We start from the raw sequence: 22588 nt of genomic DNA on the forward strand, positions 1-22588 counted from the left end.
ATGGCCGGGCTAGTCGACCGTGTCCGCCAGGGTGCCCAGGTACAGCTGGATGACCTTGGGATCCTTCATGAGTTCCCGTCCGGTACCCGTGTACGCGTCCTTGCCCTGGTCCAGGACGTAGCCGCGGTCACAGATCTGCAGGCAGCGCCGTGCGTTCTGCTCCACCATGATCACGGAGACACCCGCCCGGTTGATCTCGTGCACCCGCAGGAACGTCTCGTCCTGTTTGACGGGGGAGAGGCCTGCCGAGGGCTCGTCGAGCAGCAGCACGGCCGGGTCCATCATCAGGGCCCGTCCCATGGCAACCATCTGGCGTTCGCCGCCGGAGAGCGACCCGGCGCGCTGGGCCCGGCGCTTGGCCAGTTCCGGGAACAACTCCGCGACGAAGTCGAACCGTTCGGCGAAGTCCTTCGGCCGCTGGAACATCCCCATCTGGAGGTTTTCTTCGATGGTCAGGGCCGCGAACACGTTGTTGGTCTGCGGAACGAAGCCGACGCCCCGGCTCACCAGTTTGTTGGCTTTCAGCCCGGTGATGTCCTGGCCGCGGACCACCACGGAGCCGGAGTGGACCTTGACGAGGCCGAACATGGCCTTCAACAGGGTCGACTTGCCGGCGCCGTTGGGCCCGATGATGCCGATCAGCTCGCCCTTGCGGGCTTCAATGCTGCAGCCGTTGAGGATGTTGACGCCCGGGATGTAGCCGGCCACCAAGTTGGTGACCTTGACGACCGAGTCGCCGTCGTATCCGTTCTTAGCGGCGGGGGCCGCGCTGGTGGCGCTCATTGCGTGTCCTTCTCTGTCCGGTTCGGCTCGCCGCTGTGGGGCTCCTCGGCGCTCCGCCGGCCGTGTGGTGCGCCGCTGGCGGTATCGGGCCGGGGTGTCTCCGTCATGAGAACGTCGGAGGAGATGACCCCCGCGTTCTCGGTGCCGACGATTGATTCCTCGTCGGCCTCGAGCTCGGCCGCGAGTTCCTTGATGCCTTCCGAGTCGCCCAGGTCCACATCGTGGTGGGCGCCCAGGTAGGCGTCGATCACGGCCGGGTTCTTCATGACCTCGGCTGGCGGCCCCTCGGCCACGATCTTGCCCTCGGCCATCACCACAACCCAGTCGGCGATGTGGCGGACCATGTGCATGTCGTGCTCGACGAACAACACGGTCATGCCCTCGGCCTTGAGGTTCTTGATGTGGTCCAGCAGGGACTGGGTCAGCGCCGGGTTGACGCCCGCCATCGGCTCGTCAAGCATCACAAGCTTGGGCTTCACCATGAGCGAGCGTGCCATTTCGAGGAGCTTGCGCTGCCCGCCGGAGAGGGACGCCGCGTAGTCGTCCTTCTTGGCATCGAGCTTGAACTTCGCCAGCAGCACGTTGGCTTCTTCGGTGATCTTCTTTTCCTGGCCGCCCCAGATTCCCTTGAACAGGGCCTTGGACAGCTTCTCGCCGGACTGCTGCGAGGCGCCCAGGCGCATGTTCTCCATAACGGTGAGCTTTCCCATGACCTTGGTCAGCTGGAACGTGCGGACCATGCCCATCCGCGCCACCTTGTAGGAGGAGACGCCGGCCAGGCCGTTGCCCTCGAACTGCCACTTGCCCGTGTTCGGCGTATCGAAGCCCGTGAGCAGGTTGAACAGCGTGGTCTTACCGGCGCCGTTGGGACCGATCAGGGCCGTGATCTTGTGCCGCGGGATCTCCAGGTATTCGACGTCGACGGCGTTGATGCCGCCGAAGCTGCGGGTGACGTTTTCCGCCACCAGGATCGGGTCGCGCTTCTTGCAGCCGGGGGCGGTCTCGCCCGCGGCAATCGGACGCGAGTCCGTCATGTAGTCGATGGTCTCGGCGGCGCCGGAGGTCCCGGCGCCCGCCTGTGGTTTTTCGCTGTGCATGCTCATGCGAACGCCAGCTCCTTCTTGTTGCCAAAGACGCCCTGGGGCCTGAAGATCATCAGCAGCATCAGTGCGATGCCGACCAGGATGTAGCGCAGCTGGCCGGCCTGGACCGTGTTCAGCCACGTGACGGCGCCCGATTCGATCAGGCCGTACAGCACGCCCTGGGTGAGGGACAGGACGACCCAGAAGATCATCGCCCCGACGACCGGGCCCAGCACAGTGCCGAGCCCGCCGAGCAGCAGGCAGGTGTAGAGGAAGAACGTCAGCTCGGTGCCGTAGTTCGCCGGCTGCACCGCGCCGCGGGGAAGGGTGAACACCATGCCCGCGAGTGCTCCGAGCACGCCGCCGATCACGAGGGCCTGCATCTTGTAGGAGTAGACGTTCTTGCCGAGCGAACGGACAGCGTTCTCGTCCTCGCGGATGCCCTTGAGGACACGGCCCCACGGGCTGCGCATCAGCAGCCAGACCAGCAGGCAGCAGATGATCACGAGCCCCCAGCCGACCACGCGGATGAAGAAGTCGCGGTTGTTCATGCCGAAGTAGGATCCGTCGGGGAACGGGTTCATCGCGTAGAAGTCGCCCTCGAAGGCGGCCAGGCCGTTGGCCGAACCGGTCACCGAGGTCAGCTGGTTGGTGGTGACGATGTAGCGGACGATTTCCGCGGCCGCAATCGTGACGATGGCCAGGTAGTCGGCCCGCAGCCGGAGTGTGGGGATGCCGAGCAGCAGGGCGAAGATTGCCGAGCAGACGACGGCGATCAGCAAGCCGACGAAGAACGGCACGTGGAAGGTCAGGGTGGAGATGGCGAAGCCGTAGGCCCCCACCGCCATGAAGCCGGCCTGGCCGAAGTTCAGCAGGCCCGAGTAACCGAAGTGGACCGCCAGGCCGAGCGCGGCGAGCGCGTACGCCGCCGTCGTCGGGCTGAACAATTCACCGGCAGCGCTGGAAAGAATAAATCCGAAGTCCATGTCTGTCTCCTAACCCACGCGCTCGCGGCGGCCCAGGATGCCCTGAGGCCGGAACAAGAGGACAACGATCATGATGAACAGTGCTCCCACGTACTTGAGGTCGGCAGCGAGGCCGAAGACGGTGGTCAGCTCCACGAAGATGCCGACGATGATGGAACCGAACAGGGCGCCCCAGACCGTGCCGAGGCCGCCGAGGGTCACGCCGGCGAAGATGAGCAGCAGGATCTGCGAACCCATATCGAAGGTGACGCCGGGACGGTAGTACGCCCAGAGAATGCCGCCGAGCGAGGCGAGCATGCCGCCGGTGACCCAGACGATCCGGATGACCGAGTCGACGTCGATGCCGGAGGCTGCGGCCAGTGCCGGGTTGTCGGCCACCGCGCGGGTGGCCTTGCCGAGCCGGGTCTTGAGCAGGACGACGCCGAGCACGGCGATGACGACGACGCTGATGAGCAGGGACCAGAGGTTGTTGGGCGAGATGGATACCGGCCCGATCTGAATTTCCGCGCTCTGGGCGAAAGGCAGCTGCTGGGTGGCGCCGCCGAAGTAGAACTGGATCACGTAGCGGACGGCGAGGGCGAGGCCGATGCTGACGATCATCATCGGGACCAGTCCGGTGCCGCGGCGCCGCAGCGGCTTCCAGAGTCCGGCGTCCTGGACGTAGCCGAACAGGCCGCCGCCGAGGAGCGCAAGGATGATGGAGAGCCAGAACGGCAGGTTCATGGCGTTGAAGCCGAAGACCAGGACGGCGCCGAGCGTAACCATCTCGCCATGTGCGAAGTTGGTCAGGCCCGTGGTGCCGAAGATCAGGGACAAGCCCACCGACGCGAGGGCCAGGAGCAAACCGAAGCTCAGGCCCGCGACCAGCCGGTTAAGCAGGTTCTGGCCGAAGTCCTGCTCCTGGACGACGATGCCTTTGCCGAAGGCGAAGATCACCGAGAGGTTGGACGTCTGGCTGAAGGTGACCTTGCGGGGGTTTTCCTGGCCGTCGGCGAGCTTGATGCCCTCGGGGAGAGTCTTTTCGTCCAGCTCGACCTCGTAGGTCCCCTGGGTGGGGACGCCGATGGTCCAGGAGCCATTGGCACCCGATTTGGTGGTTCCGGTGAAATCGCCGCTCTTGGCGGTGATGGTGACATCCGCGAGCGGGGCGCGGTCATCGCCGCGCAGGAAACCGCTGATGCTGTTCTGGAACGTGGTGCTCGACGGGGATGGTGTCGGCGACGGCGTCGCGGCCTGGGATGCTGGGGCGACGATGAGCAGAAGGGCGGCCACGGCGGCGAACATGGCCCCCACAGCTTTCAGCAGTCTGCCGCGCCGTCTCTGCGACAGGCCTTTCGGTGTGCTTCTCAAATTGAAAACCTCCACATGGGGGTGGTCTGGGTTGCGCCATTGCAACCGCTGCGAACAGTCAGGGGGACGGGATGGAGCGGTTACTGCGATGCGATGGAGCGGCCTGCCTTGCGGCAGTCGTCCTTGTGACGTTCGTCACCCTGTTGGCCCAATGTTACAGCCCGGGCGGGCCAACTATTGCCGCCGCGAGCAGGGATAACGTCGCGATCGCGTAACAACCGTGAAGCCGGACCTAGGACTCGATTTAGCATGGCTAAAGAAAACTTTTGTTGTTCCCGAGGATTCCTAAACAGTGGGGCCGACGGCGCCCCGGTTGCGCCCCGCCACATCACGGTTGGGTTGCGGCCGGAGCCGGCCGGGAACTATCCCTGCCCGCCGGGCGTGGGAATTGGTAGCGTGAGTCATACCGATCTTCACCACCGATCATCACTTACCCCCTTAATTTGGAGGACACCAGCAATGGCACTTGGCGGAAACCCGATCTTCAACGGAAAGAACTTCCGTGGAGCCACCCAGGCACCGCCTGCCCCGCCGGCCCCCTACGGGCAGGGCTACGGCCAGGCGCCGTACGGCCAGAACGGCTATGGCCAGCCCCAGTATGGCCAGCCCCAATTCGGCCAGGCCCAGGCCGGCTGGAACCCGGCACAGCAGGCGATGAGCAACGACCAGTTGCAGGACATGTACAACCGCCCTGCCGCGGGGCCGGCCGACAGCGGCCGCATGACCTTTGATGACGTCATCATGAAGACCACGGCCTGCCTCGCGGCCGTCATCGCGGGCGCGGCCGTCACCCTCGTGGTGGCGCAGGGCCTGGCCTCGATGCTGATGATCGTCGGTGCGCTGGGCGGCTTCGTCCTGGCCCTCGTCAACACCTTCAAGAAGCAGCCTTCACCGGCGCTGATCCTTGCCTACGCCGCCCTTGAAGGCCTGTTCCTCGGCGGCCTGACCCGGATCCTCGACGGGATGTTCCCCGGCGTTGGACTCCAGGCCGTGATCGGCACGCTCTCCGTCTTCGCCGTCACGCTGGTCCTGTTCAAGAGCGGCAAGGTCCGCGCCACGCCCAAGGCGATGCGCTTCTTTATGATCGCCATGATCGGCTACGCCGTTTTCGCGCTCATCAACATGGTCATGATGTGGACCGGTGCGGTGGACTCCCCGTTCGGCCTGCGCACCAGCTTCGAGATCTTCGGGATCCCGCTGGGTGTCTTCATCGGCCTGCTCGCGATCGGCCTGGCCGCCTTCTCGCTGATCATGGACTTCACCAGCATCGAAGCCGGCGTCCGCAGCGGCGCCCCGCAGCGCTTCTCCTGGACCGCGGCGTTCGGCCTCACGGTCACCCTCGTCTGGCTCTACGTCGAGATCATCCGACTGCTGGCCATCCTCCGCGGCGACGACTAGCCGCAGCAGAACCACCGCGTAGCGAACGAAGCGGGCCCCGCCGGAAGTGAACTGGTCCCCGAAAGTTGGACTGGCCAAGTAAGATCCTAAGCCGCGAGGGCCTGGGCTCGGTATTGCACCGGGCTCAGGCCCTTTAGCTTTGTCGAGATTCGGTCGTTGTTGTACCAGCGGAGGTACTCGTGCAGGGCCGTTGCCAGTGCATCAGTGCTGAGGAACCGGACCCGGTGGAAGAGTTCTTCCTTGAGATGGCCGAAGAAATTCTCCATTACCGCGTTGTCGTAGCAGTTGGCCTTGCGGGACATTGACTGCACGGCGCCAGCGCCCTCAAGGAGCCCACGCCAGGAGATGTGCTGGTATTGGAATCCCTGATCCGAATGCACCAGCGGTTGCTGGCCAGGGTGAAGACAGGTCAGGGCTTGCTGCAGAGAAGTGTTGGTGAGCGCCAGGTTGGGGGATGTGCCAATGGTGTAGGAGATGATCTGCCGATCAAAGAGGTCCATGACCGGGGAAAGGTAGAGCTTCTGGTCACCGACGCTGAATTCGGTCACATCAGTCACCCACTTCTGGTTCGGGGCTGTGGCGTCAAACTCGCGGTTCAGGAGATTAGGGGCAACCCTGCCCTGTTCACCTTTGTAGGAGTTGTAGCGCTTCTTCCGCCGGACCTTGCAGACCAGCCCGAGGACGCGCATCACCTTCAACACGGTCTTCTTCGCAACCGTCCACCCTTGCTTGAGCAGCTCACTGTGGATGCGGCGGTGCCCATATCGGCCATGGTTCTTCTCGAAGATGTCAGTGACCTCGGCCTTGAGGAGCTCCTGAGGATCAGGTTCTTGCAGACGTGCCTGGTGATAGAAGAACGTCGACCGGGCCAACCCGGCAACGTCCAGGAGCAGCTCGAGGCGGTGGTCAGCCTTGAGAGCGATAACGGCGCGGACGATTACCGCCGTTCCTCGTTTCTCAAGGCCTGCACTTTTCCCAGGAAGGCAACCTCGGCGCGCAGGCGCTCGTTCTCACGGCGCAGGCGCTGGAGCTCTGATTCGGGCTTGCCGGCAGTGCCCGGACTTCCCTTCGGGCGGCCCTTGGCCCTCGGACGAAGCCCGTCTTCGCCCTGCTCCCGGTAAAGCTGCGTCCACCTACGAATCAGCACCGGGGAAGACAACCCCAATTCCTTCGCGAGAGCCACCCGGTTCTCGCCGGCAAGATCCCGCCGAACAACATCGAGCTTGAACTCGAACGTAAACACTCGCTTCGTTGGTTTATACACCAGTGTCGATCCTCCACGCACTCGCCAACGGTCAAGCAAACGACCGATCGGCTTTCTGCTAACCCCGAGCCGGTTCGCCACAGCCCTGTCTCCCCAGCCTGCCTCAAACAACGCTACCGCGGCCTCGCGCTGCCCCTCGGACAACGAACTTCTTCCATGCATAAAACTGCTCCCCGAAAGTCAGAACTGAATTCTCAGTTCAACTTTCGGGGAGCAGTTCAGAAGGCGGGGCCCGCTTTTCGTCGTCGGCCTTCAGCCGAGCCGCTCGAAGATGACGGCCATGCCCTGGCCGCCGCCCACGCACAAGGTGGCCAGGCCAAGGGTGCCGTCCCGCTCGCGCAGCCCGTTGAGCAGCGTGGTGGCCATCCGGGCGCCGGTCATGCCGAACGGGTGACCCAGCGCGATTGCTCCGCCGTGGACGTTGAGCCGGTCCGGATCGATCCCCAGCTCCCGGGCGCTGGCGATCACCTGGACCGCGAAGGCCTCGTTAAGTTCGACCAGGTCAAGGTCGCCGATCGAGAGGCCGGCAAGCTTCAGCGCCCGCCGGGTCGCCTCGACGGGACCCATGCCCATCAGTTCGGGGGACAGGGCGCTGACCCCGGTGGAGACGATCCGGGCCAGCGGCTCCAGCCCGAGCTCCCGGGCACGTGAATCGCTCATCACAACGACGGCGGCGGCGCCGTCGTTGAGCGGGCAGGCGTTGCCGGCCGTGACGGTTCCCGCGCTGCGGAAGACCGGCTGCAGGGCGCTCACCGCGTCAAGCGTGACCCCCGCCCGGGGCGAGTCGTCCCGGGCGATCACGGCCCCGTCCCGGCGCGTGTACGGCGTGATTTCACGGCCGAAGAACCCGGAGGTGATCGCCGCCTCGGCCCGGTTCTGGCTCTGCACCGCCCAGGCGTCCTGCTCGGCGCGGCTGATGCCGTAGCTGGTGGCGACGTTCTCCGCGGTCTGGCCCATGGACGTGTAGATGTCCGGTATCCGGCCGCCGAGCCGGGGATCGGTCCACGGGGTGTTGGACGCTGCCCGGGCGGCGGTGTGCTTCCGGGCGGCGTCAAAGCGCGGGTTGTGGGTGGCGGCGTCGGTCTCCCCGGCGCCGGCCCAGTCGCGGTACCGGGAGACCGCTTCGACCCCGGCCGCGACGAAGGCGTCACCCTCGCCGGCTTTGACGGCGTGGAACGCCATCCTGATGGTCTGCAGGCTGGAAGCGCAGAAGCGGTTGATGGTGGCGGCCGGGACGTTGTCGAGGCCGGCCAGGATGGTCACCACCCTGGCCATGTTGGACCCCGCCTCGCCGCTGGGTTCGGCGCAGCCCAGGTAGAGGTCGTCGAGGCCGCGGCGGGTGTCCCGCGGGTCGAAGGCGGGCACTTTGGCGAGGGCGGCGGAGACCATGGCGGCGGCAAGATCATCGGGCCGCTCGTCCTTCAACGATCCTTTGAAGGCGCGGCCGATGGGGCTCCGGGCAGTGGCGACGATGACGGCTTCCGGCATGCGCCCAGCCTACGCCCGGACGGGCCGGGGCGCCCGGCCTACGCCCGGACGGGTGCCGCAGGCCCCGGCGCGGCAGGAACCGGTCAGGCCAGCCGCAGCGCTCCCGCCGCGGGGCTCACCCGGAAGACGTCCGGGGCGGCGTAGCCGGCGCGCGCGAAGGCCTGTCCGACGTCGGCCCGCACCCGCTGCTCCGTGTCCGCGGGGATGAGGGCGATCGCGGAGCCGCCAAACCCGCCGCCGGTCATCCGGGCGCCGATGGCGCCCGCGGCGCGGGACGTGTCCACCGCGAGGTCCAGTTCGGGGCAGGAGATTTCGAAGTCGTCCCGCATCGAGGCGTGGGAGGCGTCCAGCAGCGCGCCGATCGCCTGCGGGCCGGTGCGCTCGAGGAGTTCCACGGTCCGCAGCACGCGCTCGTTCTCAGTGACGACGTGCCGGACCCGGCGGAACGTTTCCGTGTCCAGCAGCCCGGCGGCCTCCTCGAGATCCGCGAGCCCGACGTCGCGCAGCGCCCGGACGCCGAGCACATCGGCGCCCAGTTCGCAGGACGCGCGCCGGGCCGCGTAGGCGCCGCCGGCATGCGAGTGCGAGACCTTGGTGTCGATCACCAGGAGCACCAGGCCGGCGGCCTCGGCGTCGAACGGCACCAGCCGGACGCTCTGGTCGCGGCAGTCGAGGAACACGGCCCGGCCTGCGGCGCCCCGGAGCGAGGCTGACTGGTCCATGATCCCGGTGGGCGCGCCGACGAAGTCGTTTTCCGCGCGCTGGGTGGCCAGCACCATGTCCTCGGCGCTGAGGCCGGCGCCGGTAAGTTCGTTCACGGCCAGGATGACGGCGCATTCAATGGCATGCGAGGAGGACAGCCCGGCTCCCCGCGGCACATCCGAATCCAGCAGCAGGTCCAGGCCGGGGACGGCGAGGCCGCGCTGCTGCAGGGCCCACAGCACACCGAGCGGATACTTGGTCCACCCCCGGGCCGCGGCGGGGTCCAGGGCCGCGGCGTCCGCCGTCGTCAGCCCCTGGTTCCCGAACGTGGACAGCATCCGCAGCGTGGAGTCGGGCCGGAGCCGGACGGCCACCCGGGCGGTGCGGTCAATGGCGAACGGCAGCACAAAGCCCTCGTTGTAGTCCGTGTGTTCGCCGATCAGGTTGACCCGGCCGGGGGCCTGCCAGACGCCGTCGGGGTCCGCCCCGAAGACGTCCGCAAACCGGGACTGGAGTTCACTGGTGCCCAGCGGGACGCTCATAGTGCGCTGCCTTCCGTGCCGGCGGTGGAGCTTGTAGCGCCAGCGCCGCGGAGCCGGGCCGCGACCTCCTCCGGCGTGGTGTCGTTGATGAAGGCCCCCATCGCGGCCTCGGACCCGGCCAGGTACTTCAGCTTGTCCGCCGCGCGCCGCGGAGAGGTCAGCTGCAGGTGCAGGTAGCCGGCGGGACGCAGCACTTTATCCAGCGGTGCCTGCTGCCACGCGGCGATGTAGGGCGTGGGCGTGGGGTAGAGGGCGTCCAAGCGCCGCAGCAGGTCCAGGTACAGTTGCGCCAGCTCGTCCCGCTCGTCGCCGTGCAGGGCGGCGAGGTCGGGCACCTGCCGGTGCGGGACGAGGTGGACTTCCAGCGGCCAGCGGGCGGCGAAGGGCACGTAGGCGCTGAAATGCCGGCCCTCGAGCACCATCCGGCTGCCGTCCGTGCGTTCGGCCCGCAGCAGCGAGCCGGTGAGCGTGTCCCGGCGCCCGGCGTCGTCGTAGTACTTCCGCGCGGCGGCGGCCAGCACCGCGGCCCGCGGCGGAAGGTACGGGTAGGCGTAAATCTGGCCGTGCGGGTGGTGCAAGGTGACGCCGATTTCAGCGCCGCGGTTCTCGAACGGGAAGACCTGGCGGATCCCGGGCAGTGCGCTGAGCGCCGCGGTCCGGACGGCCCAGGCCTCCACCACGGTGCGGGCCCGGGCCTCGCCGAGGTCGGCGAAGGAACCAGCATGGTCCGGGGTGAACGAGACCACCTCGCAGCGCCCGAACGCCGGCACACGGGTTCCCCACGCGGGCTGCTCCGGGAGTTGCCCGAGGTCGGGGCCCAAGGAGGGGAAGCGGTTTTCGAACACAACGACGTCGTAGTCCGGCGCCGGGATTTCCGAGCGGCGCTCCGGGGTGCTGGGGCACAGCGGGCATTCCTCTGCCGGCGGGAGGTGTGTCCGGGACTGGCGGTGCGCGGCAATGGCGACCCACTCACCGGTCAGCGCGTCGAAGCGCAGCTCGCCGGCGGGACCGCGTCCGTCGAGGGTCCGGCGATCGGCGGGAGCCCGCAGGGCACCGCCACCGGCGCCGCCGCCTGCGCCGCTACGGCCACGGCCGTGCCCCCCGGCGTCAGCGAAGTAGAAGAACTCCCGGCCGTCGGCGAGGGTTCCCCTGGTGATGCTGTTGGCGCACATTCCATCATTCGATCAGACTTCACGAGTTTCCGGCAAAGCCCCGCCGTGTACGGGCGGGCGCACGGTTCGGTACCGTGGTGCCCATGGACCTCACCGCTTCCCCGGCTTCCGCTCCCTCCGACCCGTCCGCCGACACCTCCGCCCGGCGCTACGCGAGCGGCCGGCAATACGAGCTGCGCCGCGGCGACGCCCTGGCCGTGGTGACCGAACTCGCCGCCGGCCTGCGGCTCTACAGCCGTGCCGGCGTCCAGCTGACGGAGAGCTACGGGGACGCCGAGATCCCGCCGGGCGCCACCGGTATCACCCTGGCGCCGTGGGCAAACCGGGTGGAGGACGGCGTCTGGCACCTCAACGGGAAAAAGCAGCAACTCGACATCACCGAGGTGGCCAGGAACAACGCCAGCCACGGGCTGCTGCGCAACGCGTCCTACGACCTGGTGGACGAATCGGAATTCTCCGTGACCCTGGAGGCGCCCGTATTTCCGCAGCACGGCTATCCCTTCCTGCTGCGGCACCGGGTGCGCTACGAGCTGGACGAGGCCCTGGGGCTCACCGTCCGGCAGACGCTGGTCAACGACTCCCCAGACCCGGCCCCTTTCGTCCTCGGTGCGCACCCCTACCTGCGGCTCGGCGAGGTGCCCAGCGAGGAACTGACCGTCACCGTCAGCGGCCGTACCCGGCTGGTGACCGATGACCGGCTGATTCCGCGCAGCACCGAACCGGCCGCCGGAGACTTCGACCTCCGGGCCGGCCGGCTGGCCGGGGCCCTGGACCTGGACAGCGCGTACACGGACCTGGAGTTCGACGGCGGCGTGGCGCGGAGCACGCTGCGCGCCGCGGACGGCCGCAGCGTGAGCCTCTGGCAGGACGAGCATTGCCGCTACGTCCACGTCTTCGTCACCGACCAGTACCCCGGGCGGTCCAAGGCGGTGGCGCTTGAACCCATGACGGGGCCGGCCAACGCGTTCAACAGCGGCGACGGGCTGCGCTGGCTGCCGGCGGGGGAGTCCTTCACGATGAGCTGGGGAATCACCGCGTCACTGGGGAGGTAGCCCCGCCCGGGCCCGGGACGCGGTGCGGCGGCGTACTGCCCCGAACGGCCTCCAGCCGCTTGGCGGGCCTTGATTCCCTGCCGCGTTTCCCTTCCGCCGTTTCCCTTGTGGGCCGCACTGGGGAATTATTGGGCTATGACGCCAGCTGAGGACGCCACCGCCCGCCCCGACTCCGAGCTGCCCGGGTATGCCGCACCCGAGCTCTCCTCCCCGCCTGCCGGCACGCCCGCAGGCGTGCCCGCCGCCCCGGAAGCAGGCCTGCCCACCCGTGTGCGCGAGCCCGTGCCGCACGCCGTTCCCCGGGTCCGCAGCGACCGGGAAGTGGACGAGGACATTCCCTACGGCGTGCGGATCGCGGCCTCGTGGGCGTGGCGGATCGGCCTGATCCTGGTGGTGACCGGGGTGCTCGTCTGGCTGCTGAGCAAGATCAGCTTCCTCATCATCCCGGTGATGGTCGCCGCCCTGCTGGCCGGACTGCTCAGCCCCGTCACCCGCTGGCTGCGCAGGCGCCGGGTGCCCAACGGCGCCGCCGTCGCCATCACGCTGCTCGGCTTCATCGGACTCATCGCCGGCGCGCTCGCCCTCGTCGGCCGCCAGCTCACCGCCGGCTTCGGCGAACTCTGGGGCCAGGCACTGGAGGGCCTGCAGCAGATCCAGACCTGGCTGGCCGAGGGCCCGCTGCACCTGACCGCCGCCCAGATTGACACCTACGTCAAGGAGGGGGCCGACGCGCTGCAGAAAAACAGCAGCAGCATCCTCAGCGGCGCGCTGACCTTCGGCAGCACCGCCGGGCACTTCGCCGCCGGGCTCCTGATCGCCTTGTTCGTCACGATCTTCTTCCTGCTCGAAGGCGACCGGATCTGGGGGTTCCTGGTCCGGCTGATGCCGCGGAAAGCCCGCCCTGCCGTGAACGGCGCCGGCCGGCGCGGCTGGAGCTCGATGGTCAGCTACACCCGGATCCAGATGTTCGTCGCGTTCGTGGATGCCGTCGGGATCGGCGTCGGCGCCGCGATCATCGGTGTGCCGCTGGCGCTGCCGCTCGGCGTGCTGGTGTTCATCGGCTCGTTCATCCCCTTGGTCGGCGCACTCGTCACCGGCGCCGTCGCCGTGCTGCTGGCACTGGTGGCCAACGGCCTGGTCAACGCGCTCATCATGGTGGGCATCGTGCTGCTGGTCCAGCAGCTGGAGGGCCACATCCTGCAGCCGCTCGTGATGGGCAAGGCCGTCTCGCTCCACCCGGTTGCCGTCATCCTGTCCGTCGCCGCCGGCTCCTACCTGGCCGGCATCCCGGGCGCCCTGTTCTCCGTGCCGATCCTCGCCGTAGCAAACTCGGCCATTCGGTACATTGCGGCCAGAACGTGGGAACATGATGGAGAGCTGGCAGCCGCGAGCCGGCAGGGAGCCCCTGCACTTGCCGGCGCCGGCCAGGACCCGGGCAACAGGGAGGTCCACCGCCCTGGCGCCGACGCCGGAACCCCCAAAGGAGACTAGTTCGTGAATACCCTCGAGAGCCTGCCCGTCACGCTGGACGATGTCCTGGAGGCGCAGAAGCTGCTCGACGGGATTATTACGCGGACCCCGGTGGAGTCATCCCGGGCGCTGGGCAGCATCGCCGGCGGCGACGTCTATTTCAAATGCGAGAACCTGCAACGCGCAGGCTCCTTCAAGGTGCGCGGCGCCTACGTGCGGATGGCCAAACTCTCCGCCGAGGAGAAGAAACGCGGCGTCGTCGCGGCCTCGGCCGGCAACCACGCCCAGGGCGTAGCCGTCGCCGCGAAGGCCCTCGGCATCAAGGCCCGCATCTACATGCCGCTGGGCGTCGCCCTGCCCAAGCTCGCCGCGACGCGCAGCCACGGCGCCGAGGTGGTGCTGCACGGCCACAACGTGGACGAGGCGCTGGCCGAGGCCAAACGCTACGCGGATGAAACGGGCGCCGTCTTTGTCCACCCGTTCGACGACGTCGACGTCGTGGCCGGCCAGGGCACCGTCGGACTGGAGATCCTCGAGCAGATCCCCAACGTGGACACCATCCTGATGGGCGTCGGCGGCGGCGGGCTGCTGGCCGGCGTCGCCGTGGCCGTGAAGGCCCGGGCCAAGGAACTCGGCCGGGAGATCCGGATCATCGGCGTGCAGGCCGAAAACGCCGCCGCCTACCCGCCCTCGCTCGCGGCCGACGCGCTCGTGCCGCTCAAGCGCGTCTCCACGATGGCCGACGGCATCGCCGTGGGCCGGCCGGGGCAGCTGCCGTTCAGCATCATCCGCGAGCTGGTCGACGACGTCGTCACGGTCAGCGAGGACGCGCTGGCCAGGGCGCTGATCTTCCTGCTGGAACGGGCCAAGATGGTGGTCGAACCGGCCGGCGCCGTGGGCGTCGCCGCGCTGATGGAAGGCAAGATCGAAAACCCGGGAACCGTCGCCGTCGTGCTCTCCGGCGGCAACATCGACCCGATGCTGATGCTCAAAGTCATCCAGCGCGGCCTTTCCGCCGCCGGGCGCTACATGACCGTGCGGATGATGCTGGACGACCGCCCCGGCTCGCTGGCGACCATCGCCCGGATCATCGCCGAAAACGACGCCAACGTGACCGGCCTGGACCACACCCGGGTGGGCGGCTCGATCAGCATGGGCGACGTGTCCATCACCGTCAACCTGGAAACCAAGGGCCACGAGCACTGCGAGCAGGTCCTGGGCGCGCTCCGGGCCGAGGGTTTCCAGCCGATCGTGGTGCACTAGGGGCGCCGCGGTGCTCGAAGCGTCCCCCGGGGAACGGCGCCGGGACACCCCTGCGGCCCGGGCCCGCCGGGGCCTGCTGGTGGTGGGCTCCTTCGTGCTGCTGCTCTACGCGATCGAGATCCTCAACACCCTGCTGCTGCACTCGCTCAACGGCACTTTCGGGCTGCGGCCGCGCTCCGCCGACGGGCTGCTGGACATCGTGACGTTTCCGCTGCTGCACGCCAACCTCGCCCACCTGCTCTCCAACACCCTGCCGCTGATCATCTTCGGCTTCCTGGTCTTCCTGTCCGGCGTGCGGGTCTTCGCCACGGCGCTGGCCTCGAGCTGGGTGGGCTCGGGCGCGACGGTGTGGCTGATCGGCGGCCACAACATCACGGTGGGGGCGTCCGGGCTGGTCTTCGGGCTCTTCGCGTTCCTGCTGGTGCGCGGCTTCTTCAACCGCCACTGGGGCCAGATCCTGCTGTCCGTGGTGCTCTTCCTGGCCTACGGCGGCATCCTCTTCGGTGTGCTGCCCACGGTGGCGGGCTACGTCTCCTGGCAGGCCCACCTGGGCGGCGCCGCCGGCGGCGTGATCGCGGCCCTGCTGCTGCGCCGCAGACGCTAGTTAAATGCCGACGCCGGCCCTCCCGCTGCAGGGGAGGGCCGGCGCCGGGCGCTGCGCACTTAGCCGACGTACGGCTTCGCGGAGATGATCTCCACGGTGATGTCCTTGCCGTTCGGGGCGGTGTAGCTGAGCTTGTCGCCTTCCTTGTGGCCGACGATGGCGGAACCCAGCGGGGACTTCTCGCTGAAGACATCCAGGTCCGAATCGCCGGCGATTTCGCGGGAGCCCAGCAGGAACGTCTCTTCGTCCCCGGCGATCTTCGCCACGACGATCATGCCCGGCTCGACGATTCCGTCGTCGGCAGCGGCTTCACCCACGTGCGCATCGCGGAGCAACACGGTCAGCTGGCGGATGCGGGCTTCGATCTTGCCCTGCTCTTCCTTGGCCGCGTGGTAGCCGCCGTTCTCCTTGAGGTCGCCTTCCTGGCGGGCAGCTTCGATCTTCTGAACGATGTCTGCACGGCCGGCGCCGGAGAGGTGGTCCAGCTCTGCCTTCAGGCGGTCAAAAGCTTCCTGGGTAAGCCAAGCTGCAGTTGCGCTGTTGGTGGTCGACACGGACTTCTCCTTTTGGTGGTCAAACAAGCAAAGACCCCGCCACGGTGGCCACTTTTGGATCTCAGTAACCAGCTCAGCGGGGTAGAGGTATTGATCCATTGTAGTCAATGCTGTGGATAAACCCAAGAACCCCTGCGGCGCAGATCACACTGTGTTACGCCGGCAGTTGCTCCCGGACGCCGGCGGGCGGGCGGGTGCGGCCGTGGCTCCTGCCGGCGGACCGCTACTTGGCGGCGTCCGGAATCCAGCAGTTGTCCACGACGGCGGACACGGACTGCGATTCGGTGCGGACGCTCACCCGGTGCACGGTGGTGCGGCCGCCGTCGGCGCCGGCGTCCGCGGCGTTGGGGCCGACGTCGACGACTTTCCAGCCGACGACGGCGAACTTGGCGTCGAGGGCCTTGACGGCGCATTTGGCCGCCGTTTCCGGATTCTTGGTGACCTGGAAATCGACCTCGGCCACGGTGGCGTCGGGGGTGCTGTAGCCGATGTCCTTGAAGCTGACGGATTCGGTGGCCGCCGACGTCGAAATCCAGGCCATCAGGCCGATCCCGGCCGCGAGGGCAGCGATCAGGATGTTCCGCTTCGTCCGGCCGCCCAGCGCGCGGTTTTGGCCGCCGTAGCGATTGGCTAGGCTGGTAGATGCCGGCGCGGGCGCGGCGGGCTGCTCCTCGGAAGTCACCAGTCCAGTTTAGTGTGGATCGGGCGGGGGAGTCGCCGCACCGCTGTTCCGCCCGTCCAGCACCGAACCCGCAGAAGAAAGAGGAGCCGTCCCACGATGACAGCGTCCCCCAGCCCGTCAGCCCCGCTTCGGCTGCTCGCCGTCCACGCGCACCCGGACGACGAGTCCAGCAAGGGCGCCGCGACCATGGCCATGTACGCCGCCGCCGGCATCGACGTGATGGTGGCCACCTGCACCGACGGGTCCCGCGGCGACATCCAGAACCCGGCGATGGAGAGCGCGCCGCACCCCAAGCGGGACATGGCGGGCGCCCGCCGGCTGGAGATGGACAATGCGGCCAAGGTCCTGGGGATCCGCCAGCGCTGGCTGGGTTTCGTCGACTCCGGCCTGCCCGAAGGCGACCCGCTGCCGCCGCTGCCCGTCGGTTCCTTCGCCACCCTGCCGCTGGAGCGGGCTGCCGCGCCGCTGGTCCGGCTGGTCCGCGCGTTCAAGCCCCACGTCATCCTCAGTTACGACGAGAACGGCGGCTATCCGCACCCGGACCACATCATGGCGCACCGGGTCGCCGTCGAAGCGTTCGAAGCCGCCGGGGATCCGGCCCGGTACCCCGGAACCGGCGAGGCCTGGGAGCCCAGCAAGCTCTACTACGACCGCGCCTTCAGCCCCGAACGGTTCCGCGCCCTGCATTACGCGCTGGAGGAAGCCGGGTTGCAGTCGCCGTATGCCGAACGGCTCGCGGCGTGGCTGGAGGCCGACGCCGAGGGGCACACCCCGCCGGCGCCCACGCACCCCACCACTACCCAGATCGAGTGCGGGGACTTCTTTGAAGCCCGCGACGACGCCCTGCGCGCGCACCGCACCCAGATCGATCCGGAGGGGTTCTTCTTCGCCGTGTCGCCGGCGATGCAGCGGCAGACCTGGCCGTGGGAAGACTACTCGCTGATCCAGTCCAGGGTCCCCGCGGATCTGCCCGAAACGGACTTCTTTGCCGGGCTAAGATAGATCCAGCAGGGACTTCTATGCCGCGTAGAAGAGTGGCACTGGAAGACCCGCAGAAGACGCTCCCCACAGAAGGTTTCCACCGTGCATTCCTTGCTCACCGCCCTGGCGACATCCCCGGCGCCCACACCGACGCCGTCGCTGCGCCCGGGGCTCAACCAGGACCAGGTCACCCCGGGCCTGCTGGGCTTCCTGCTGACCGCGTTCATCGTGGTGCTCACGGCGCTGCTGATTGTGGACATGGTGCGCCGGATCCGCCGGGTCCGGTACCGCGCCCAGGTGGAGGAAGAGCGCGCGGCTGCCGAGGAGGCCGGCCGGGGCGGGGAAACCTGGCAGAACGACACGGGCCGGCACACAAACGCCGGACTGCCGGAAAGCGGCGGCCCTGCCGGCCGCACGCCGGCCCGCGAAGCGGACACCCGGCCGGAGCCCAACGGTGACACAGGATCCGGGAACCGCTGACCGCGGCCCCTCCGAGGCCCGGCCCGGGGCGTCCAACGTCCTGGGCCGGGAACCCTCTGCCTACCTCCGCCAGCACGCCGGCAACCCGGTGCACTGGCAACCCTTCGGCGATGCAGCCTTCGCCTTCGCCGCCGCCCGCGACGTCCCGGTGTTCCTGTCGATCGGCTACGCGGCGTGCCACTGGTGCCACGTCATGGCCCGCGAGTCCTTTGAAGACCAGGACACCGCCGACTTCCTGAACGCCAATTTCGTCGCCGTGAAAGTGGACCGGGAGGAACGCCCCGACGTCGACGCCGTCTACATGACCGCCACCCAGGCCATCAGCGGCGAGGGCGGCTGGCCGATGTCCGTTTTCCTCCTGCCCGACGGCCGCGCGTTCCACGCCGGCACGTACTACCCGCCCCGGCCGATGCCCGGCCGTCCCTCCTTCCGCCAGGTGCTGGAGGCGGTCCGGGAAGCCTGGCTGGAACGCCGCAGCGCCCTCGAAGAGAACGCCGAGTCCCTGGCCCGCGGCATCGCCACGGCCCAGGCGGGTTCCGCCGTCCGGCTCGACGCGCCCCCGCCTGCCCTTGACCCGGCGCTGCTCGCCGAGGCTGTGCGTGCGCTGGCACGAAGCGAAGATGCCGCCGGGGGCTTCGGCGCCGCCCCCAAATTCCCGCCGTCGGCCGTCCTGGAGTTCCTGATCCGGCACGCCGCCGCGGGCTCCGGGACCGCGGCGGCGGCCGCGGACCTGGCCGGCCGCACACTCGCGGCGATGGCGCGTTCGGCCCTGTTCGACCAGCTCGACGGCGGCTTCGCCCGCTACTCCGTGACCCGCGACTGGTCCGTCCCGCACTTCGAGAAGATGCTCTACGACAACGCCCAGCTGCTGCGCTGCTACACCCACTGGGTGCGACTGGGCGGCACGGCCGGCTACCCGGCCGGGGAGGCCGCCGCCGTCGCCGGCAGCACCGCGGACTGGATGCTGTCCTCGCTGGGGCTCGCGGAGTCCCCGGTGGCCACGGGCAGTGCCGGCGGCGCCGCGGCGCTGGCGTCCTCCCTCGATGCGGACACCGTGGTGGACGGGGAACACTCCGAGGGCGCCAGCTATCTGTGGACCCCCGCGGAACTGACGGCGCTGCTGGGACCGGACGACGGCCCGGCCGTGGCCCGGCTGATGCACGTCCGCGACAGCGGCACCGTCTCCGACGCCGGTTCGCCGCTGCATCCCGGCCGCGCGCTGGACGGACCGGAAACCGGGTTGTGGCAGCGGGTGCGGCCCGTGCTGCGCCAGGCCCGCGCGGCGCGGCCGCAGCCTGCCCGGGACGACAAGGTGGTGGCCGGCTGGAACGGACTGGCCGTCGCGGCCCTGGCCGAGGCCGGCGCTGTGCTGGACCGGCCCGAGCTGGTGGCCGCCGCCGAACGGATCGCCGGTTACCTCGAGCGGGTGCACTGGAGGCCGGGGACCGGAACGGAGCCCGGCAGGCTGGTCCGGGTCTCCCACGACGGCGCCGCCCGCGGAATCGGCGGCCTGCTGGAGGACTATGCCTTCTGCGCGGAGGGCTTGTTCGCGCTCTATGCCGTCACCGGGCGGACCCGCTGGTATGCCCTGGCCGACGCCGTCGTGGCGGCGGCCTGCTCGCGGTTCGCCGCCGGCGGGGTGTTGCGCGACGCTGCCGGCGAGTCCGAGCAGGTCTTCAACGCCCAAGGCCGCCGCGCCGGAATGGACCCGTTCGACAACGCAACCCCCAGCGGGGCGGCCGCCTTTGCCGGGGTGCTGCTGTCCTCCGCAGCCCTCTCCGGATCCGCGGAACGCCGGGCCATGGCCGGCAACATCCTGTCCCTGCTGCCGCCGCTGGCGGGCACCGCGCCCCGGGTGGCCGGGTGGCTGCTGGCCACGGCGCAGGCCGCGCTCGCCGGCCCGGTGGAGGCCGCCGTTGCCGGAGCCGACACGCCGCAGCGGGCGGCACTGCACCGCGCGCTGCTGCACTCGCCCAGCCCGGGGCTGGTGATTGCGCTGCAGGACCCGGCCGCCGGGGCAGACGCTGCGCCGGTGCCCCTGCTGCGGGGGCGGGCGGCGGCGCCGGACGGGGCGCCGCTGGCCTACCTGTGCCGCGGCATGGTGTGCGGGCTTCCGGCGGGTTCTGTCGAGGCGCTCCGGGACCGGCTGGCTAGCATGGCTGAATGACTTCTGTGCCGGTGGCCCCGGATCCTTTTGAACTGGTCGTGTTCGACTGCGACGGTGTCCTGGTGGACTCCGAGGTGATCTCCGTTCGGGTGGACCAGCGGGTGCTGGCCGATCTCGGCTGGGAGCTGGAGATCGAGGAGATCGTGCGGCGCTTCGTCGGCCGCAGCGAGTCCAACTTCATCGCCACCGTGGAACGGCAGCTCGGTATCGAACTGGTTGAAGGCTGGGACCGGAGCTACCAGCAGTGGTACCACGAGGCCTTCGAGCGGGACCTCACGGCCGTCGACGGCGTGGAGGAGGCCCTGGACCGGATCCGGCTTCCGCACTGCGTCGCCTCCAGCGGCAGCCACGCCAAGATGCAGCGCACCCTGGGCCGGACCGGGCTGCTGCACCGCTTCGCCGGCCGCATCTTCAGCGCCACCGAAGTCGCCAACGGCAAACCCGCCCCGGACCTCTTCCTGCACGCGGCCGGCACGCTCGGGACAGCGCCGCACCGCTGCGCCGTCGTCGAGGACAGCGCCTACGGCGTGCAGGCCGCGCGGGCCGCGGGGATGCACGTGTTCGCCTACGCGAGCGGCGTGACCCCGGCGGAACGGCTGGCCGGCCCCGGCACCACCGTCTTCCACGACATGCGCCAGCTCCCGGAGCTCATCGCCGCGGGCCGGCCGGGCTGAGCGGTCAGCCGGCGCTGGGCGCCGGGCCGAGGGCGGCGGGCCGAGGGTGGGTCAGCTGAGGACGGCGATCGCGATCGCGATGTAGTGCGCGGCAAAGGCAAAGACCGTAAAGGCGTGGAAAAGCTCGTGGAAGCCGAAATGCCGGTAGCTGAAGTTGGGTTTTTTCAACGCATAGAAAACGGCGCCGGCGATGTAGAGGGCGCCGCCGACGCAGATCAGCACCGCGGCGGGAACGCTGGCGGCGAAAAAATCCGGCAGGTAGAACAGGGCGCCGCAGCCCAGGGCGATGTAGATCGGCACGTAAAGCCAGCGCGGAGCGTGGGTCCAGAGCAGGCGGAAGAGCACGCCCAGCACCGCGCCGGACCAGATCACCCACAGCAGGACGACGGCCGTAGGCCGGGCCAGGAGCGCCCACGCCAGCGGTGTGTAGCTGCCGGCAATGACCAGCATGATATTGGTGTGGTCCAGCCGCTTCAGCACGATCTTCACGCCGGGGGACCAGTTTCCGCGGTGGTAGACGGCGCTGACCCCGAAGAGCAGCACGCCGGTGAAGGCATAGACCGCTGAGGCGATTTTCAGTTCGGTGGTGGGGGCCAGGAGCACCAGCGCCAAGCCCGCGACGAAGGCCAGCGGTGCCGTGACGGTGTGGATCCAGCCCCGCCATTTCGGCTTGATCATCAGGAGCTCCGCGATCCTTGCGGCTGCGTCGTCCACCGGGCTGTTTTCGTGGCGCGCCGGGCCGGTGCCGCTGTCCGCGGACCGTCCGGGTCCGGGCTCGGGACTGGTGCTCTCCATCCCGCCATACTAACCTACGACGCGGTAAGTTACCGGTGAGTAACAACGCGGTCGGGCATGAATCGCGCCCGCGGTGCGCGCGGGAGGAGCCGTCCGGCGGGTAGCCTAGGAATGCACTGCCGTCAGACCCCAAGGAAGCCAGGTGAATCTCCGGATGGAACTGCCCGGGTTCCTGTATGGCTTCTACGAGCGCAGCCTCCAGCGGTCCCTGGACCCGGAGCGCGTCCCCAAGCACATCGGCGTGATGGTCGACGGCAACCGGCGCTGGGCGCGGCAGTTCAACGCCCCCACCAGCCAGGGCCACCAGGCGGGTGCGGACAAGATCCACGAGTTCCTCGGCTGGTGCCAGGAGCTCGGGATCAAGGTGGTCACGCTGTACATGCTCTCCACGGACAACATGAACCGCTCCGGTGAAGAGCTGGACCTGCTGATGGGCATCATCGCCAACACCCTGGACCGCCTCGACGAGGACGCCGACATCTCGGTCCACGCCATGGGCGCCCCGGAACTGCTGCCGGACTACCTCGCCGAGCGGCTCAACAAACTCACCGCCCGCACGCCCGTGCACGAAAAGATCCACGTCAACGTCGCCGTCGGCTACGGCGGCCGCCGGGAGATCGTCGACGCCGTCCGCGAACTGCTGCACGACGCCGTCGCCCGCGGCGCCGACATCGGCAAGCTGGCCGATGAACTCAGTGTCGACGACATCTCCCGCTTCCTCTACACCCGCGGCCAGCCCGACCCCGACCTCGTGATCCGCACCTCCGGGGAGCAGCGGCTCTCCGGTTTCCTGATGTGGCAAAGCGCCTACAGCGAGTTCTACTTCTGCGAAGCGCTCTGGCCTGCCTTCCGCAAGGTGGACTTCCTCCGTGCCCTGCGGGACTACGCCGGCCGGCAGCGCCGCTTCGGCTCCTGACGCGGTTAATCCGGGCTTCACCTGATGGCCACAGGAATCGCCGAAAAATAGACCGGCAATGCGCCCGCCGCGGACGTACGTTAATCCCATCAGCGGGTAAACCGCCGGCTGATCGGGGAGGCCAGTACATGGAGCGGAAGTTCGCACCGGGTGTATGGGAGGCCGCGTCCGGCCTCAAGGCCG

The 22588-nt window shown here is 68.8% G+C and carries 22 protein-coding genes; 10 read left to right on the forward strand and 12 right to left on the reverse strand.

The features are described from left to right. Positions 1 to 9: 9 nt before the first annotated feature. From AC1MED_RS05420 to AC1MED_RS05435, 4 genes are read right to left on the reverse strand one after another with little or no spacing between them, the layout of a single operon-like run. A complete protein-coding gene (locus AC1MED_RS05420) occupies positions 10 to 783 on the reverse strand; it encodes an ABC transporter ATP-binding protein (RefSeq protein WP_479785858.1) in 774 nt (257 codons plus the stop codon). Beyond that, complete coding sequence (locus tag AC1MED_RS05425) at positions 780 to 1886, reverse strand: ABC transporter ATP-binding protein (protein ID WP_346959473.1); 1107 nt, start codon at positions 1884 to 1886, stop codon at positions 780 to 782. Before AC1MED_RS05425 ends, AC1MED_RS05420 begins: the two co-directional genes overlap by 4 nt. Then, the gene (locus tag AC1MED_RS05430; protein WP_479785859.1) at positions 1883 to 2851 is read right to left on the reverse strand and encodes a branched-chain amino acid ABC transporter permease; all 969 of its coding nucleotides are present in this window, start codon (positions 2849 to 2851) and stop codon (positions 1883 to 1885) included. The genes AC1MED_RS05425 and AC1MED_RS05430 overlap by 4 nt, the downstream gene beginning before the upstream one ends. Before the next feature lie 9 nt (positions 2852 to 2860). Continuing rightward, a complete protein-coding gene (locus AC1MED_RS05435; RefSeq protein WP_479786564.1) occupies positions 2861 to 4135 on the reverse strand; it encodes a branched-chain amino acid ABC transporter permease in 1275 nt (424 codons plus the stop codon). A gap of 525 nt (positions 4136 to 4660) precedes the next feature. Between AC1MED_RS05435 and AC1MED_RS05440 the strand changes: the two genes are divergently transcribed. Continuing rightward, a complete protein-coding gene (locus AC1MED_RS05440) occupies positions 4661 to 5599 on the forward strand; it encodes a Bax inhibitor-1/YccA family protein (protein WP_479785860.1) in 939 nt (312 codons plus the stop codon). Positions 5600 to 5685: 86 nt separating this feature from the next. Here the strand turns inward: AC1MED_RS05440 and AC1MED_RS05445 are convergent, their stop codons facing one another. The 5 genes from AC1MED_RS05445 to galT all read right to left on the reverse strand — a co-directional run bounded on the left by AC1MED_RS05445 (position 5686) and on the right by galT (position 10767). Next, positions 5686 to 6537, reverse strand: a complete 852-nt coding sequence (locus AC1MED_RS05445) for an IS3 family transposase (protein WP_479786536.1) — start codon at positions 6535 to 6537, stop codon at positions 5686 to 5688. Then, positions 6537 to 6863, reverse strand: a complete 327-nt coding sequence (locus AC1MED_RS05450) for a helix-turn-helix domain-containing protein (protein ID WP_479783105.1) — start codon at positions 6861 to 6863, stop codon at positions 6537 to 6539. Before AC1MED_RS05450 ends, AC1MED_RS05445 begins: the two co-directional genes overlap by 1 nt. Before the next feature lie 252 nt (positions 6864 to 7115). Further along, a complete protein-coding gene (locus AC1MED_RS05455; protein ID WP_479785861.1) occupies positions 7116 to 8351 on the reverse strand; it encodes an acetyl-CoA C-acetyltransferase in 1236 nt (411 codons plus the stop codon). 83 nt (positions 8352 to 8434) lie between these two features. Next, positions 8435 to 9595, reverse strand: a complete 1161-nt coding sequence (galK, locus tag AC1MED_RS05460) for a galactokinase (RefSeq protein WP_346959478.1) — start codon at positions 9593 to 9595, stop codon at positions 8435 to 8437. Next, positions 9592 to 10767: a galactose-1-phosphate uridylyltransferase gene (gene galT, locus AC1MED_RS05465; protein ID WP_479785862.1), complete on the reverse strand. Its 1176-nt coding sequence runs from the start codon at positions 10765 to 10767 to the stop codon at positions 9592 to 9594. The genes galK and galT overlap by 4 nt, the downstream gene beginning before the upstream one ends. An 83-nt stretch (positions 10768 to 10850) precedes the next feature. Here galT and AC1MED_RS05470 point away from each other — a divergent pair, with 83 nt between their 5' ends. The 4 genes from AC1MED_RS05470 to AC1MED_RS05485 all read left to right on the forward strand — a co-directional run bounded on the left by AC1MED_RS05470 (position 10851) and on the right by AC1MED_RS05485 (position 15156). Then, positions 10851 to 11819: an aldose 1-epimerase family protein gene (locus AC1MED_RS05470; RefSeq protein ID WP_479785864.1), complete on the forward strand. Its 969-nt coding sequence runs from the start codon at positions 10851 to 10853 to the stop codon at positions 11817 to 11819. Between the two features lie 135 nt (positions 11820 to 11954). Next, positions 11955 to 13310 (forward strand): AI-2E family transporter, encoded by a 1356-nt coding sequence (locus AC1MED_RS05475; protein ID WP_479785865.1) that lies wholly within the window; start codon positions 11955 to 11957, stop codon positions 13308 to 13310. A gap of 3 nt (positions 13311 to 13313) precedes the next feature. Beyond that, entirely contained in the window at positions 13314 to 14552 is a 1239-nt protein-coding gene (gene ilvA / locus AC1MED_RS05480) for a threonine ammonia-lyase (RefSeq protein ID WP_479779191.1), read from the forward strand. A gap of 10 nt (positions 14553 to 14562) precedes the next feature. Further along, the gene (locus AC1MED_RS05485) at positions 14563 to 15156 is read left to right on the forward strand and encodes a rhomboid family intramembrane serine protease (protein ID WP_346959483.1); all 594 of its coding nucleotides are present in this window, start codon (positions 14563 to 14565) and stop codon (positions 15154 to 15156) included. Between the two features lie 59 nt (positions 15157 to 15215). Here AC1MED_RS05485 and greA read toward each other — a convergent pair whose 3' ends face one another. Continuing rightward, positions 15216 to 15710: a transcription elongation factor GreA gene (greA, locus tag AC1MED_RS05490; protein ID WP_346959484.1), complete on the reverse strand. Its 495-nt coding sequence runs from the start codon at positions 15708 to 15710 to the stop codon at positions 15216 to 15218. 223 nt (positions 15711 to 15933) lie between these two features. Further along, the gene (locus AC1MED_RS05495; RefSeq protein WP_479785866.1) at positions 15934 to 16392 is read right to left on the reverse strand and encodes a DUF4307 domain-containing protein; all 459 of its coding nucleotides are present in this window, start codon (positions 16390 to 16392) and stop codon (positions 15934 to 15936) included. A 96-nt stretch (positions 16393 to 16488) separates the two neighbouring features. Between AC1MED_RS05495 and mca the strand changes: the two genes are divergently transcribed. The 4 genes from mca to AC1MED_RS05515 all read left to right on the forward strand — a co-directional run bounded on the left by mca (position 16489) and on the right by AC1MED_RS05515 (position 20694). Beyond that, positions 16489 to 17394 (forward strand): mycothiol conjugate amidase Mca, encoded by a 906-nt coding sequence (gene mca / locus AC1MED_RS05500; RefSeq protein ID WP_479785868.1) that lies wholly within the window; start codon positions 16489 to 16491, stop codon positions 17392 to 17394. Between the two features lie 81 nt (positions 17395 to 17475). Then, entirely contained in the window at positions 17476 to 17853 is a 378-nt protein-coding gene (locus AC1MED_RS05505; protein WP_479785869.1) for a hypothetical protein, read from the forward strand. Beyond that, positions 17828 to 20020, forward strand: a complete 2193-nt coding sequence (locus AC1MED_RS05510) for a thioredoxin domain-containing protein (RefSeq protein ID WP_479785871.1) — start codon at positions 17828 to 17830, stop codon at positions 20018 to 20020. The genes AC1MED_RS05505 and AC1MED_RS05510 overlap by 26 nt, the downstream gene beginning before the upstream one ends. Next, the gene (locus tag AC1MED_RS05515) at positions 20017 to 20694 is read left to right on the forward strand and encodes an HAD family hydrolase (RefSeq protein ID WP_479785872.1); all 678 of its coding nucleotides are present in this window, start codon (positions 20017 to 20019) and stop codon (positions 20692 to 20694) included. Before AC1MED_RS05510 ends, AC1MED_RS05515 begins: the two co-directional genes overlap by 4 nt. A gap of 51 nt (positions 20695 to 20745) precedes the next feature. On the opposite strand, the gene trhA is transcribed toward AC1MED_RS05515, so the two are convergent. Continuing rightward, positions 20746 to 21489, reverse strand: coding sequence for a PAQR family membrane homeostasis protein TrhA (trhA, locus tag AC1MED_RS05520; RefSeq protein ID WP_479785874.1), 744 nt, complete (start codon positions 21487 to 21489; stop codon positions 20746 to 20748). Positions 21490 to 21643: 154 nt separating this feature from the next. Between trhA and AC1MED_RS05525 the strand changes: the two genes are divergently transcribed. Then, complete coding sequence (locus AC1MED_RS05525) at positions 21644 to 22405, forward strand: isoprenyl transferase (protein ID WP_346959534.1); 762 nt, start codon at positions 21644 to 21646, stop codon at positions 22403 to 22405. The last annotated feature ends 183 nt before the right edge of the window (positions 22406 to 22588 follow it).

This window comes from Arthrobacter sp. BI5 (assembly GCF_056680065.1).

Coding starts and splice junctions, on each gene's coding strand:
- AC1MED_RS05420 (WP_479785858.1), bottom strand. CDS start 783: ATGAGCGCCACCAGCGCGGCCCCCGCCGCTAAGAACGGATACGACGGC.
- AC1MED_RS05425 (WP_346959473.1), bottom strand. CDS start 1,886: ATGAGCATGCACAGCGAAAAACCACAGGCGGGCGCCGGGACCTCCGGC.
- AC1MED_RS05430 (WP_479785859.1), bottom strand. CDS start 2,851: ATGGACTTCGGATTTATTCTTTCCAGCGCTGCCGGTGAATTGTTCAGC.
- AC1MED_RS05435 (WP_479786564.1), bottom strand. CDS start 4,135: ATGTTCGCCGCCGTGGCCGCCCTTCTGCTCATCGTCGCCCCAGCATCC.
- AC1MED_RS05440 (WP_479785860.1), top strand. CDS start 4,661: ATGGCACTTGGCGGAAACCCGATCTTCAACGGAAAGAACTTCCGTGGA.
- AC1MED_RS05455 (WP_479785861.1), bottom strand. CDS start 8,351: ATGCCGGAAGCCGTCATCGTCGCCACTGCCCGGAGCCCCATCGGCCGC.
- galK (WP_346959478.1), bottom strand. CDS start 9,595: ATGAGCGTCCCGCTGGGCACCAGTGAACTCCAGTCCCGGTTTGCGGAC.
- galT (WP_479785862.1), bottom strand. CDS start 10,767: ATGTGCGCCAACAGCATCACCAGGGGAACCCTCGCCGACGGCCGGGAG.
- AC1MED_RS05470 (WP_479785864.1), top strand. CDS start 10,851: ATGGACCTCACCGCTTCCCCGGCTTCCGCTCCCTCCGACCCGTCCGCC.
- AC1MED_RS05475 (WP_479785865.1), top strand. CDS start 11,955: ATGACGCCAGCTGAGGACGCCACCGCCCGCCCCGACTCCGAGCTGCCC.
- mca (WP_479785868.1), top strand. CDS start 16,489: ATGACAGCGTCCCCCAGCCCGTCAGCCCCGCTTCGGCTGCTCGCCGTC.
- AC1MED_RS05515 (WP_479785872.1), top strand. CDS start 20,017: ATGACTTCTGTGCCGGTGGCCCCGGATCCTTTTGAACTGGTCGTGTTC.
- trhA (WP_479785874.1), bottom strand. CDS start 21,489: ATGGAGAGCACCAGTCCCGAGCCCGGACCCGGACGGTCCGCGGACAGC.
- AC1MED_RS05525 (WP_346959534.1), top strand. CDS start 21,644: ATGGAACTGCCCGGGTTCCTGTATGGCTTCTACGAGCGCAGCCTCCAG.